The organism is Kribbella sp. NPDC049174 (assembly GCF_043197365.1).
Classification (GTDB): Bacteria; Actinomycetota; Actinomycetes; order Propionibacteriales; family Kribbellaceae; genus Kribbella.
The window spans coordinates 189,867-203,621 of record NZ_JBICSZ010000009.1 but is presented as its reverse complement, the minus strand read 5'-3'; the positions used below and the strand labels follow the sequence as shown (position 1 = coordinate 203,621).

The 13,755-nt window shown below is 67.3% G+C and carries 8 protein-coding genes; 6 read left to right on the top strand and 2 right to left on the bottom strand.

Translation table 11 applies throughout. From position 1 onward, the window contains the following. The first annotated feature begins 144 nt into the window (after positions 1–144). The 4 genes from ACGFIF_RS35190 to ACGFIF_RS35175 all read left to right on the top strand — a co-directional run bounded on the left by ACGFIF_RS35190 (position 145) and on the right by ACGFIF_RS35175 (position 5,671). A complete protein-coding gene (locus ACGFIF_RS35190; protein WP_393160422.1) occupies positions 145–1,632 on the top strand; it encodes a short-chain fatty acid transporter in 1,488 nt (495 codons plus the stop codon). 161 nt (positions 1,633–1,793) lie between these two features. Then, on the top strand, positions 1,794–4,022 hold the full coding sequence (locus ACGFIF_RS35185; RefSeq protein WP_393160421.1) for a transglycosylase domain-containing protein: 2,229 nt from the start codon (positions 1,794–1,796) through the stop codon (positions 4,020–4,022). 105 nt (positions 4,023–4,127) lie between these two features. Beyond that, positions 4,128–5,327, top strand: a complete 1,200-nt coding sequence (locus ACGFIF_RS35180) for a mannosyltransferase family protein (protein ID WP_393160420.1) — start codon at positions 4,128–4,130, stop codon at positions 5,325–5,327. Between the two features lie 47 nt (positions 5,328–5,374). Further along, positions 5,375–5,671 (top strand): hypothetical protein, encoded by a 297-nt coding sequence (locus ACGFIF_RS35175; protein WP_393160419.1) that lies wholly within the window; start codon positions 5,375–5,377, stop codon positions 5,669–5,671. A 198-nt stretch (positions 5,672–5,869) separates the two neighbouring features. Here ACGFIF_RS35175 and ACGFIF_RS35170 read toward each other — a convergent pair whose 3' ends face one another. Beyond that, on the bottom strand, positions 5,870–9,826 hold the full coding sequence (locus ACGFIF_RS35170; protein ID WP_393160418.1) for a GH92 family glycosyl hydrolase: 3,957 nt from the start codon (positions 9,824–9,826) through the stop codon (positions 5,870–5,872). Between the two features lie 291 nt (positions 9,827–10,117). On the opposite strand from ACGFIF_RS35170, the gene ACGFIF_RS35165 reads away from it, so the two are divergent. Both ACGFIF_RS35165 and ACGFIF_RS35160 read left to right on the top strand, forming a co-directional pair. Further along, entirely contained in the window at positions 10,118–11,017 is a 900-nt protein-coding gene (locus ACGFIF_RS35165) for an NAD-dependent epimerase/dehydratase family protein (protein ID WP_393160417.1), read from the top strand. Positions 11,018–11,106: 89 nt separating this feature from the next. Then, entirely contained in the window at positions 11,107–13,284 is a 2,178-nt protein-coding gene (locus tag ACGFIF_RS35160; protein ID WP_393160416.1) for a glycosyltransferase family 2 protein, read from the top strand. On the opposite strand, the gene ACGFIF_RS35155 is transcribed toward ACGFIF_RS35160, so the two are convergent. Then, positions 13,178–13,684, bottom strand: a complete 507-nt coding sequence (locus ACGFIF_RS35155; RefSeq protein WP_393160415.1) for a GtrA family protein — start codon at positions 13,682–13,684, stop codon at positions 13,178–13,180. The two genes, ACGFIF_RS35160 and ACGFIF_RS35155, sit on opposite strands and share 107 nt — an antisense overlap. Between the last annotated feature and the right edge of the window lie 71 nt (positions 13,685–13,755).

Genomic DNA, 13,755 nt, shown 5'->3' with positions numbered 1-13,755 from the left:
CAGACCGGAGACCTGTGGACAAGACCTGACAAAGTCGCCGTATGTCACCTTGCTCGCGCGGACGCGCCGGGAAACCTGTTACGTCAGCCGTCGAGCCGCGTTAATCAGTCGACACACAGCGTCGTGGTCCAAGAGCGGAGGGTCATGGCTGACAGCCATGCGAAGCATGCGAAGCACGATGTCGACGGTGAGGGCCCGCTGGCCCGGACCGCGCTGCGGTTCACCGCCTTCACCGAGAAGTGGTTGCCCGACGCGTTCGGGTTCGTCCTGGTCGGCACCTTCGTGGTGCTGGTCTTCGGCCTCGTCACCGGTGAGGCGCTGCTGAAACGCCCGGACGACCCGGCCGCGACCACGGGCTACGGCCTGGTCGATGCCTGGGGCATCGGTTTCTGGTCGCTGATCACGTTCACCCTGCAGATGGCGATGATCATCATCGGCGGGTACGCCGTCGCCACCAGCGGACCGGTCGCCCGGTTGATCACCCGGTTGGCGCGCATCCCCAGGTCCCCGCGGGCCGCGGTCGCCTTCGTGGCCTCGGTCGCGATGCTGGCGTCGTACCTGAACTGGGCCTTCAGTCTGATCTTCGCCGCGATCCTGGCGCGTGAGGTGGCCCGCAACGTGCCGAAGGCGGACTACCGCGCGCTGGGCGCCATGGCGTTCCTCGGCCTGGGCACTGTGTGGGCGCAAGGGCTGTCGGGCTCTGCCGCGTTGCAGGTCGCCAGTGCGAGTAGTAGTCCGGCGCCGGTGCAGGAGGTCATCAAGGCCGGCGGCCACGCCAGTGGGCTGATCCCACTCAGCGACACCATCTTCACCTGGCAGGCGCTCGTCGCAACGTTCTTCGTGTACGTCGTGGGCGTGGCGATGGCGTGGTTCGTCGCACCGGGCCCGGACAACTCACGGACCGCGGAGCACCTCGGCATCGAGTTACGGCCACTCATCGGCCGCGGCTCGGCGTACAACGGACAGCGTGAGGAAGGGGAGACGCGCAGGCCGGGGGACTGGCTCGAGCACTCGCCGCTGTTCAGTCTGCTGATCGTCGTGCTCGGTGTGGTGTACCTGGTCCGCTACTTCAGTGGGAAGAGCTTCTTCAACGCGCTCGACCTGAACACGGTCAACCTGATCCTGTTCCTGCTCGCACTGCTGCTGCACTGGCGGCCGTGGCGGATGGCCCGGGCGGTGCGCGACGGTGCTCCGGCGGCGGCCGGCGTACTGCTGCAGTTCCCGTTGTACGGCGGCATCTTCGGGATGATCGCGTACACCGGAATCTCCGCCCGGCTGGCCGGTTGGTTGGTGCAGGCAAGCAACCAGTTCCTGTTCCCGCCGCTGGTGGCGATCTACTCCTGCATCCTCGGCATCTTCGTACCTAGCGGCGGCAGCAAGTGGGTGATCGAGGCGCCGTACGTGCTGCAGGCAGCCAACGAGCTCACGGTGGACGCGGGCTGGATGGTGGTCGTCTACGACCTGGGCGAGGCGAGCGCGAACCTGCTGCAGCCGTTCTGGATGCTGCCGACGCTGGCCATCCTCGGGCTCAAGGCGCGCGACATCATGGGCTACACCTTCACGATGTTCCTCGCCTGCTTCCCCGCCGCGCTGATCGCCGTGACATTGCTCGCACCGCACGTCACGGGGTAATCGCTTGCCGGGAGGCGCGAAAGATCTGGGTAAGGCTCGTTCCCGGCGCATCGCGGGGTGACCGGCCGACTTGTTACCATCCGGAGCGGATTCGGGGCCGTTACCACACCCACCGTAGTCTGTGGGGCAATGACTTCCGCGAGATCGTCGAGGATTGCACTGTGAGTGAAGCTCGTAGAAAGGCCGCCAAGCCCCCGCGCCAGAAGAAGCACTGGGCGCTCCGGGTCCTTGGCTGGCTGGCCGCGCTCTTCTTCGTCGGCATCATCGGCGCGGTCGCCACCTTCTTCATCGTCTACCAGACGACCGAGATCCCGGACACGAACAAGCAGTTCCAGACCAACACCACCACGGTGTACTTCGCCGACGGCAAGAACGAGATCGGCCAGCTCTACGACCAGAACCGCCGGTCGGTGCCGCTGGCACAGATCCCGAAGCACGTGCAGGACTCGGTGATCGCGGCCGAGGACCGGACGTTCTGGACCAACCCGGGGATCTCGCCGTCCGGTATGGCCCGGGCGGCCTTCAACATCGCCCGGGGCGAGCAGCTCCAGGGCGGTTCGACGCTGACCCAGCAGTACGTGAAGATCATGTACCTGACCCAGGAGCGAACGGCGGCGCGGAAGTTCAAGGAACTGTTCATCGCCACCAAGCTGAGCCGGTCCGAGGACAAGAAGAAGATCCTCGAGGGCTACCTCAACACCATCTACTACGGTGAGGGTGCCTACGGCATCGCGGCCGCGGGTGATGCGTACTTCCAGGTCCCGGACCCGAAGAACCTGTCCGTTCCGCAGGCCGCGCTGCTCGCCACGGTGCTGAACAACCCGACCGTCTTCGACCCCGACGACACCTCCCTGGCGACCAAGAAGCGAATCCTTGGGCGGTATCAGTACGTCCTGGACGGCATGCGTCAGATGGGGACGATCACGGACGCGCAGTACGCCCAGTACAGCCAGGCCGTTCCGCCGCTGAAGAAGAAGGCCAAGAGCAGCCGGTTCAAGGGGTCGAAGGGCTTCCTGCTGGACATGGTCCGCAAGGAGCTGGTCAAGCAGGGGTTCACCGACGACGAGATCGTCGGCGGTGGTCTGAAGGTCTACACGACGATCGACAAGAAACTGCAGATCGCCGCCAACGAGGCGGTCTTCAACAAGAAGCAGCCCGGTAGCTCGAAGGACCTGCACATCGGCCTCGCCTCGGTTCGTCCGCAGACCGGCGAGTTGGTCGCGGTGATCGGCGGACCGGACTACCTGACGAGTCAGATCAACTGGGCGACGGCCAAGGCGAGACCCGGGTCGGCGTTCAAGCCGTTCGCGGTCGCCGCGGCGCTGAAGGACGGGAAGACGCTCGAGGACACGTTCGAGGGTGACGGGCCGATCGAGATCCGCGGCGGCAAGTACGACAACGAGTTCGGCGAGAACTACGGCAAGGTGAGCCTGCTGTCCGCGACCGAGCAGTCGGTCAACACCGCCTTCTACGACCTGGTCGACCGGCAGATGGAGGACGGTCCGGAAAAGGTCAGCGACGTGGCCGAAGCCGCGGGCATCCCGACCATCCCGAAGGCCGACCGCGACGCGCCCGCCCTGGTGCTCGGCCCGAACGCCTACGCGTCGCCGGTCGACATGGCGGGTGCCTACTCGGTCTTCGCGAACGAGGGCAAGCGGACCCCGGTGCACATGATCAAGGAAGTCCGCGACCTGAAGAACGTGGTCAAGTTCTCGGCCAAGACGAAGTACAAGCAGACGCCGGCCCTCGATGCCGACATCGCCAACACGACGAGCTACGCGCTGCAGCAGGTCGTGGAGGACCGGAAGGGCACCGGCCGCAAGGCACAGGAGATCGACCGGCCGGCTGCCGGCAAGACCGGCACCGCGGGTGGTATGTCCATCGATCACCGCCGTGCGAACGCGAAGTGCAAGTGCGAGAAGTTCGAGGAAGGCGACGACACCCTGACGTCGTGGTGGGTCGGGTACACACCCCAGTTGTCCACCGCCGTGCTCTACCGGGCCGGCAAGGAGGGTGAGTCCGACCTCGACGCCTACACCGAGGAGAACGCCTTCTTCGGTGGTGACTACCCGGCGCAGACCTGGGTCGACTTCATGAAGCCGGCGATGGACGGCCTGCCGGTGGAGGAGTTCGCGGAGCCTTCCGACGACAACATGGGTACGCCGACGCCGACGATCACCCCGTCGAAGACCCCGACGCAGACGCCGACCCAGACTCCGACGCAGACGCCGAGCCAGACCCCCACGCAGACGCCGACCCAGACTCCGACCCGGACGCCGACGAGGACCAAGCCGACCAAACCGAACTCACCAGGTTGGCCGTCCATACCGACCGGGGGAACAACCACAGAACCAAGTCAGACGCCGGAGAGACCCGGCGGAGGTCAATAGCTCTGACCGGCGGCACCCACCGGGTGCCGCCGGTTGCTTTTGGGATGGGGCACCATGGGTGCGTGAGTCGGGCTCGGGTGGGTTTCGTGGTGGGCGGGTGCGTCTGTGTTTGAGCGGACGGCCGGTGAGCAGCAACCCGACAAGCCGGGCCGGGCGCGGCGGGCCCGGATCGACGGGGTGCGCCTGCAGCGGTGGATGCCCAGTGCGATGACGCGGGAGGTGCTCGGGTGGTGGCTGGTCACCCGGGCCGCGTTGTTCCTGTTGTCGATCTCGGCGCCGATGCTGTTCAACCGGGGGAGCGACTACCCGAACGTCTGGCGGGCCTGGCTGCAGTGGGACGTCTGGCACCTGAAGGCGGTCGCCGAGTTCGGGTACGCCAACGGTGAGCCGTCCGGTGCGCCGCTGGCGGCGTTCTTCCCCGGGTTCCCGGTGCTCGTCCGCGTCGTCAGCTGGACCGGGATCGGGTACGTTGCCGCAGGCATCGTCGTGTCGGCGGTCGCCAGTGCCGTCGCCGGGGTGTATCTCGCGCGCCTGGCGCAGTACGAGTTCCCGCAGCTCAAGAACCTCGGCCCCAACGCCGCGCTGTTCTGGTTCACCGCGCCGGTCGGTGTCTTCCTTGCCGCCGGCTACACCGAGGCGCTGTTCTGCGCGTTCGCGTTCCCGGCCTGGCTGGCCGCGCGGCAGGGCCGCTGGGCCCGGGCCGCGATCCTGGTCGCGCTGGCGTCGACTGTGCGGGTGTCCGGGATCTTCCTCGCGTTCGCGCTGATCGTGGAGTTCGTCACCTCGAAGAAGCGTGACTGGCTGTCCTTGCCGTGGCTGGCGTTGCCGGCCGTGCCGGTGCTCGGCTTCATGGCGTACCTGAAGCAGATCCACGGCTCCTGGTTCGCCTGGCAGGCCGCGCAGGAGAAGGGCTGGGCGCGCGAGTTCACCTGGCCGTGGACCTCGCTCATGCACACGGTCGACGCCGCCACCAAGGGCCATTTCGCCGGCGACCGCAGTGACTGGACCTGGATGTTCCGGGCCGAGCTGGTCACCCTGGTGATCGGTCTGCTCCTGCTCGCCTGGCTGCTCTGGCGCCGCTCCTGGGGTGAGGCCGCCTGGGTGGCTGCCACCGTCGGCGCGTTCTGTACGTCGTTCTGGATCTACTCACTGACCCGGGCGACGCTGCTCTGGTGGCCGCTCTGGATCGGCCTCGCGGTCCTCGCCCAGCGAAAACCCTGGTTCGGCCGCCTCTACCTGGCCTTGGCCATACCCCTCGCCGCGATCTGGGCGGCAGGATTCTTCACCGGCCGCTGGACCGGCTGAGTAGTTCTGCTCAGGTACCGCGTCCGCCGCGCGCTTAGCGTGATCGTATGGACACCCGATTGTTCGGTAGGAGTCTGCTGCAGGCGGCGCTGACCGGCCTGATGGCGGCGCTCGCGTACGAGGTGATGGTCCGGACCGGCGCGCCGCTGTGTGCGCCGTCGGCGGAGCATTGCGTGGCCGACCTGTTGGGCCTGCTGTTCACGGTGCAGATCGGTGGGCTGGCGATGGCGCTCGCGCTGCCCGTGTTCGCCCGGCGGGCCGGTCTCGGCTGGGTGCCCACCGTGGCGGCGGGTACGGCGTTGGTGGCCCTGAATCTCGCCTGGTTCGCGGCCGTCACCCGCTAATGGTGTCCGGCATGTGGACTCTTTGGCCCCCCAGGCAACGTCTCGGAGGGTTCGGACGTCGATATGGGTGAAGGGGTGGCAGTCCGGGCGGGGACCGCCACCCCTCCTCATCTCTTCCGGCGGAACCTTTCAGGGGCAGGCTCCGCCGGAGAATCGTCCAGCAGGGGCGGTGGCCTGAGGCCGCCGCCCCGCTGACTGTTACCCGTAGTTCCGGTCGATCGACTGCGACGGCGTCGGGCTCGGCTTGGTCTCGGCCGCTCGCTTGTCACTCGGGTGCGTTCCGGGCTCGACACCCTTCAGCGTCCCGAGCAGTTCGATCTCGGACAGCGTCACGCCGTCGGTTCCGGCCGGCGTCAGTACCAGCCGGTACTGCGTGTACGCCTTCGGCGAGGCGATGCTGAAGGACCGGGTGTACGACGCCCAGGCCCACTTCTCGCCGGTACGACGGTCGACCGGGGACCACGTCGTACCGTCGTTCGACCCCTCCAGCACCCACGCGGACGGCGCGGCACCGGTGGCGCCGCTGGTCAGCGTGTACATCCCGACCGGCCGGCCCTGCGGCAGCGCCACCGTGATCGTCGGGTTCGCGCCGGTCAGCGTGACCTGGGACTTCGCGTCGTCGTCGGTCAGCGCGGTCACGTCCTGACCGCCGGCGCCGACCACCGCACCCTCGTCCGAGGTCGAGTCCTGCCACGTCTTCGGGTCCTCGCCCGGGGTGGTGATCGACGGCGGCGCGTCGTTCCGGCCGCTGCCCCAGGTCGACGGCTGGTCCGTCATCTCGAACTCGATCTTGCCCCCGTCGGCGATCAACGAGTGGGGCAGCGCGGTCGACGTCCACTTCTTCCCGTTCACCCGGACGCTCTTGACGTAGACGTTCCGCGCGCTGTTGCCCGGTGCACTGACCACCAGCTTCTTGCCGCCGGGCAGCCGCACCGTTGCCTTGGTGAACAGCGGCGAGCCGATCGCGTACGTCGGCGAGCCCATCTGCAGCGGATAGAACCCGAGCATGCTGAACAGGTACCACGCGGACATCTCCCCGTTGTCCTCGTCACCCGGGTAGCCCTGCCCGATCTCCGAACCCAGGTAGAGCCGCGACAACGACTCCCGCACCAGCGCCTGCGTCTTCCACGGCTGACCCGCGAAGTTGTACATGTACGTGATGTGGTGCGACGGCTGGTTGCTGTGCCCGTACTGACCCATCCGTACGTCGCGCGCCTCGAGCATCTCGTGGATCGTGCCGCCGTACCCGCCGGTGTGCAGCGCGTCCTCCGGCGTACTGAAGAACTCGTCGAGCTTCTTGGCCAGGCCGTCGCGGCCGCCGTAGATCGCGGCCAGGCCGGCGCCGTCCTGCGGGGTCGAGAACGCCATGTTCCACGCGTTCGTCTCGGTGTAGTCGTGACCCCAGGCGCGCGGGTCGAAGGTGCTCGGCGAGCTGCCCCAGACACCGTCCGGGCCCTTGCCCTGGAAGAAGTCGATCGCCGGGTCGAACAGGGTCACGTAGTTGCGGGCCCGGTTCAGGTAGTACTTGTAGTTGTCCAGGTACTCCTGCTTGCGCGGGTCGCTCTTCTTCGCGGTGTCGTACAGCTGTTTCGACATGTTCGCGATGCCGAAGTCGTTGATGTAGCCGTCCATCGACCAGCTGAAGCCCTCACCGGTGGTGTTGGCCGTGTAGCCGTTGAACGTGGACAGGTCGAGGCCCTTGCGGCCGACGTTCTGCGACGGCGGTACGACGGCGGCGTTCTTGAGTGCGGCGTCGTACGTCGCCTGGACGTCGATCCCCTTGATGCCCTTGAGGTAGGCGTCGGCGAAGGCGACGTCGGAGCTGGTGCCGACCATCAGGTTCGCGTAGCCCGGGGACGACCAGCGGGAGATCCAGCCGCCGTCCTTGTACTGCTGGACGAACCCGTTCACCAGTTCCGCGGCCGTGTCCTGGGCGAACAGTGAGTACGCGGGCCACACGGTGCGATAGGTGTCCCAGAAGCCGTTGTTCACGTACGTCTGGCCGGCCACGATCTTCGAACCGGTCGTGGTCGGGGTGTCGGTGCCAACCTTCGGCGAGGTCGGCGACGCGTACTTGATCACCGGCTTGGCAGCCGTCCCGGTGTTCTCCGAGCCGTTGTTCGGGTAGAGGAACAGCCGGTAGAGGTTCGAGGAGAGGGTGGTCAGCTGGTCGGCCGTCGCACCTTCGACCTCGATGGTGCGCAGCTTCGCGTCCCACTGGTCCTGTGCGGCGTCCTTGACCTTGCCGAACTTCGATCCGGCCGGCAGCTCCAGCTCCAGGTTCTTCCGGGCCTGCTCGGTGCCGATCAGCGAGGTCGCCATCCGCAGCTGGACCTGGGTCACCTTCGGGTCGAAGGAGAAGTAGCCGCCCACGTTCGCGCCGCCGCCGTTCGACAGTTTGCCGGAGGCAACCACCTTTTCGTCGACCACGCCGTACACGAAGAGCCGGCCGGCGCCGGTGGAGAGGCCGCTCTTGACGTCGCTGAAGCCGGTGACGACACCGGTCGCGGGGTCCAGGGTCAGACCGCCGTTGTTGTTCACGTTGTCGAAGACCAGCGACGCCTTGCCGGCCGGGAACGAGAACCGGAGGATCGCCGCGTGGTCGGTCGGCGCGATCTCGGCCGCGTTGCCGTTGTCGAAGGTGACGCCGTAGTAGTACGGCCGGGCGATCTCGTTGTCGTGACTGAACGACCAGGCCCGCGCCTTCCGGTCGGCCGTCGGTGTGGCCGCCGTCGACGGCATCACCTGGAACGTCTGCCGGTCGCCCATCCACGGGCTCGGCTCGTGGCTGATGGACAGCGCCTGCAGGGTCGGCTTGTTGGCCTCGTTGTTGCCCTTGGCGTAGTCGTACAGCCATGACGTCGTACCCGCGTTCGTCACCGGCGTCCAGAAGTTGAAGCCGTGCGGTACGGCGGTCGCCGGGAAGTTGTTGCCGCGGGAGAACCCACCGGTCGAGTTCGTACCGCGGGTGGTGATCGCCAGGTCCGACGGGTGCCTGGCCGCGGTCTTCTGGGCGGCGCGGTCGGGGTTGATCGCGGCGGCGATCCGGATGTCGTCGACCCAGCCGCGGAACTCGGCCGGTCCGGACGGCTTGTCGTAGCCGATCAGGATCCGGGCCACGGTCTTGCCGGCGGCAACCTTGCCGAGGTCTGCCTCGACGTTGTTCCACTGGTTCGTGGACAGACCCTTGGCGTCGCCCTGGCCGCGCGGGCTGAGCTCGAAGCCGTGATGATCGCGAGCCTTCAGGTCACTCAGGTACGTGCCGTCGGTGAACGCGAGGTCGAGTGCGGCGAAGGTGCTCGGGTAGCTGAGATCGCCTTCGGTGTGCTCGGGGAAGATCTTGTATGACAGCCGGGTGTCCTTGCCGACCTTCAGGTCGACGTCAGCGATCTTGTTCCAGGTGTAGCCACGGCCCTCGGTGGTCTGGTGGCCGGCGTACCGGAACGACTTGACGCCGGTGAACCCGACCCGGGCACGGGCGTTGTAGGCACTGCTCGGGCCGGAGTCCAGCCGCGACTCCGCGGTCGGGCCGGGCGGCGGCAGCGGGGCGCCGTTGGACAAATACCAGTCGGCGAGCTGGACGATGTTCTCACCGTGGTTCAGCGTGATGTCCAGCTTGAAGAACTTGTACGCCGTCTCGTTGGTGAAGCTGTACTCCTTGGTCTGGAACCGGTTCTCGAAGCTCTCGCCGGTCCGGGTGTCCAGCGTGGTCCACGTGGTCCCGTCGTTCGAGCCCTGCACGGTCCAGTTCTGCGGGTCGCGGCCGTCGGCGTCGTTGGCCGAGGTGAGCGCGTACTTGCGGATCACCACCGGGGCCGAGGTCTCGTAGACCAGCCAGCCGGTCGGCTCGAACACCAGCCACTTGGTGAACTTGTCACCGTCGGCCGCGTTGGTGGCGATCTCGCCGCCACCGGTGTTCTCACCGTTCGCGGTCACCTTGGTGACCTTGTCCATCTCGCTGCCGCCGATCCCGGTCGGCGTCGGGCCGCGAACCCCGTCGGTGCGCGGCGTCCCGTCCGGGCCGGTCTCGACGGCATCGGTGTACCCGGGCTGCGGCTGACCCGGCTCGAACGAGGTGAAGAACGACGAACCGGTGACCACCGGCTGCTCCTCGGCAGCGGCGGCAGAGGGTGGGACGGCATTCGCTGGCGTCATAGCAGAGGACATTGTCACAACGAGTCCGAGAGACGCGACGAGCCCCAGTGGGCGGCGGAGATTCATCCACGCTCCTAGCAAGCCGGACCGGCAGACAGCCGCCGCCGCGGGAACCACACAGCCCCCTGCGACACCAGCCGCCCGCCAGTGGGTTCTACGCGGCCCCGATGACAAGGTTGTCAGCCCGCGTCCGAAGTGATCCTGCCCATCATGATCACCTGGGGTCAAGGGTTCGTCGCACACCGTTCGCCCGTGTCCCGCGATTGGCCGGCCGACGGTAGGTTGAAGGACATGGACGAACGAGTGCTGGTGACCGGGGCAGCCGGATTCATCGGGCGGGCCGTCGTGGCCGGCCTGCGGCAGCGGGGTGTCCCGGTGACGGCGGTGGATCGGGAGCCGCCGGACTCGTCCTGGGACGAGGGCGTGCACGTCGTGACTGGTGATCTGGCCGAGCAGGAGGTCTGCATCGCGGCCTTCGAGACCCGGCCGACCGCTGTGGTCCACCTGGCCGCGCTGACCTCGGTACTGCGTTCGGTCGACGCACCGATGCAGACCTTCGCCCAGAACGTGACGATCACCCAGGTCCTGCTGGAGCTGTCCCATGGCAGCGGTGTGGACCGCTTCGTCCTCGCGTCGACCAACGCGGTGGTCGGCAACGTGGGTACGTCGACCATCACCGCGGACCTCCCGCTCAGGCCGCTGACGCCGTACGGGGCGACCAAGGCGGCGTGCGAGATGCTGCTGTCGGCGTACTCGGGCAGCTACGGTCTCGCCACCGCGGCACTGCGGTTCACCAACGTCTACGGCCCGGGGATGTCACACAAGGACAGCTTCGTGCCGCGGATGATGCGGGCGGCACTCAAGGACGAGGGTGTCCGGATCTACGGCGACGGCAAGCAGCGACGCGACCTCGTCTACATCGACGACGTCGTCGCGGGCATCTTCCTGGCGCTCGACAAGGGGTACGACGGCCGCGCCATCATCGGATCCGGTCGGTCCGTGTCCGTGCTGGAGATGGTCGAGACCGTGCGCGGGGTGACCGGCCGTCCGGTCCCGGCCGAGCACATCGAGGCACCGGCCGGCGAGATGCCGGCGGTCGTCGTCGACATCACCAACGACCTCGGCTACGAGCCGACGGTGTCGCTGGAGGACGGGCTCGCCCGCACATGGCAGTACTTCCGAAACCAGTGACCAATCACCTACCCCGCCCCCGAGCGAAGCGAGGGGGCGGGCTGAGGTTGTTCTTTCGAACGCATTGGCTGCTCGCCCTCTTCCTGTTGGTGGGCGCCATACTGCGCGTCCTCGCGACCATCGCGTACCGGCCGGCGATCATCTACACCGACTCGGTGCAGTACCTGAACAACATGAAGGAGCTCAAGCCGGACGCGCTCAACCCGATCGGCTACGAGTTCGTACTGCGCCCTCTCGAGGCGCTCGGCGGCGTCACCTTCGTCGTGATCGTGCAGCACCTGGTCGGACTGCTGCTGGGTATCGCCATCTACGCACTGGCCCGCCGGCTGAACGTGTACCGCTGGCTGGCCGCCGTAGCCGCCGCACCGCTCCTGCTCGACGCCTACCAGGTGCAGATCGAGCAGAACATCATGGCCGAGACCACCTTCGACGTATTGCTCGTGGGGATCCTCTGGCTGCTGCTCGGCTGGGGCGTACCCGGCTGGAAGCGTGCACTTGCGGTCGGTCTGCTCCTGGGCGCCGCCTTCGCGGTCCGCACCATCGGCATGACTCTGCTGATCGCAGTGGTGCTCTACCTGGTCGTGGTGGGCAACGCATGGCGTCGCCGTCGTCTAGACCTGGTACGACGTACTGCCGCAGCCATAGCCGGGTTCGCAGTGGTGTTCAGCGCCTATGCGGTCTATTTCCACGCGGAGACCGGTCGGTGGGGATTCACAGGTGCTGAGAACCAGGTGCTGTACGGCCGGACCGCCGTGGTTGCGAATTGCGCCAAGTTGCCGCTCAACGAAGGCACCAGGCTGTTCTGCCCGAAAGAGCCACTCGGCGAGCGTCTCGGCGTCGACAAGTACGCGCACAACCACTACGGCGACCCCAACTGGCCTGGACCGCTACCACCCGGCACCACCAAGCAGGAGCTGGCGACAGAGTTCGCGCGGTTGGTGATCCGGCATCAGCCACTCGACGTCACCTGGGCTGCCCTGAAGGACTTCTTCAAGGGCTTCGCACCGACGCGGACCACATCGCCGGACGATGTACCGCTGGAGCGCTGGCAGTTCCAGACCACGTATCCGAACCTGCAGGACCCCAACACCACCAAGGCAGCGGTGAAATGGGGTGGGTCGGAGCCGCACGTGTCGCACGGGCCTGCGGTCATCCTGCGCGCGTACCAGCTGAACGGCGGCTACACGTCCGGGCTCGCGCTGGGGTTCTGCGTGCTGATCGCACTGGCCGCGGTAGCCGGTCTCGGGCGTGCCAAGACATCTGGACTCCGGTCAGCCGCACTACTGCCCGCGGCAATGGGTGTGATTCTGCTGCTGGGCTCCGCGGCCTTTGAGTTCTCCTGGCGCTACCAGCTGCCCGGTCTGGTGCTCTTCCCGCTGGCCGGGGCGATCGGGTTGCGTGCGTTGCTCGGCAAGGACCAGGCGCGCCCCGCGATGGCGGACTATCCGGACGCCGTGGATTCCCTTGCGGTGAAGGACTTCGGCACGCCGTCGTTCGCCCCGATCGTCGTGGTGATCGCCGCCTACAACGAGGCGGGCGGGATCGGCCCGGTGCTGACGAACATGCCGCGCACCTGTGCGGGGCTCCCGGTCGACGTCCTGGTGGTCGTCGACGGCGCGACCGACGACACTGCTCAGGTCGCCCGCGAGCACGGCGCCTTCGTGTGTGTTGCCCCGAGCAACCGTGGTCAGGGCGCCGCACTCCGGCTGGGCTACCACCTCGCCGCCGAGGGCGGAGCGCAGTACGTCGTGACGACCGATGCGGACGGGCAGTACGACAACGAGGAGCTCGAGGTACTGCTCGAGCCGATTCTGCTCGACCGCGCCGACTTCGTCACCGGGTCGCGCCGGCTAGGCGCCGAGGACGCGGACAGTCGGTTGCGCTGGGTCGGGGTGCGGGTTTTCGCCGTCCTGGCGTCGATTCTGACTCGGCGGAAGCTGACCGACACGTCGTTCGGGTTCCGCGCGATGCGGTCCGAGCTGGCGACCGCGGTGACGTTGCGCGAGCCCCAGTACCAGTCGTCGGAGTTGTTGCTCGGGGCCCTCGCCCTGAGGGCGCGGGTCGTCGAGCTGCCGATGACGATGCGGCGCCGCGGCGACGGGACCAGCAAGAAGGGGCCCGGCCTCGTGTACGGCGCGAACTACGCGCGGGTGATGACGACTACGTGGCTACGGGAGTACGTGCTTCGGCGGGCTCGGCGTCCTCGGACGACTGCGACGGCTTCTTGGCGAACACGTAGCGATCGAACAGCACGAACTTCAGGATGAACAGCACGCCGTACGTACCCAGGTAGGAACCGCTGACCAGGACCGTCTGCCAGGCGTGCGAGTCGACCCAGGACTCGCTCCAGCGGTCGGTCAGCGTGGTGACGACCGCCGCGATGACCGCGCTGGTCACCGCGATGATTGCGTAGGGCAATAGTTCACGGCCGGGCCGGCCGGTGTGGCCCCAGGTCCAGCGGCGGTTCATCAGGTAGCTCGGCGTGGTCCCGGAGACGAAGGCGACCAGGGTCGCCACGAGCGGCGCCGTACCGAACCAGTAACACAGTGCGAACGCGATCTGACTGACCACGGTCGCGACTACCGAAGCCGCCGAGTACTTCGCCCACAGCAACAATCGGGTCCGGCTCAGGCCGAATCCGTTGGCTACCTTGGTCAAAGTACGCATTGCGCCTATTGTGCACCCCCGCACCCAATCGCGCCCTGAGCGGCGGATTCATAGCCAATTCCCAGCTTCTG

Excerpts from the sequence above, each read along its gene's own strand:
- ACGFIF_RS35190 (WP_393160422.1), top strand. The coding sequence starts at position 145 with ATGGCTGACAGCCATGCGAAGCATGCGAAGCACGATGTCGACGGTGAG.
- ACGFIF_RS35175 (WP_393160419.1), top strand. The coding sequence starts at position 5,375 with ATGGACACCCGATTGTTCGGTAGGAGTCTGCTGCAGGCGGCGCTGACC.
- ACGFIF_RS35170 (WP_393160418.1), bottom strand. The coding sequence starts at position 9,826 with ATGACGCCAGCGAATGCCGTCCCACCCTCTGCCGCCGCTGCCGAGGAG.
- ACGFIF_RS35165 (WP_393160417.1), top strand. The coding sequence starts at position 10,118 with ATGGACGAACGAGTGCTGGTGACCGGGGCAGCCGGATTCATCGGGCGG.
- ACGFIF_RS35155 (WP_393160415.1), bottom strand. The coding sequence starts at position 13,684 with ATGCGTACTTTGACCAAGGTAGCCAACGGATTCGGCCTGAGCCGGACC.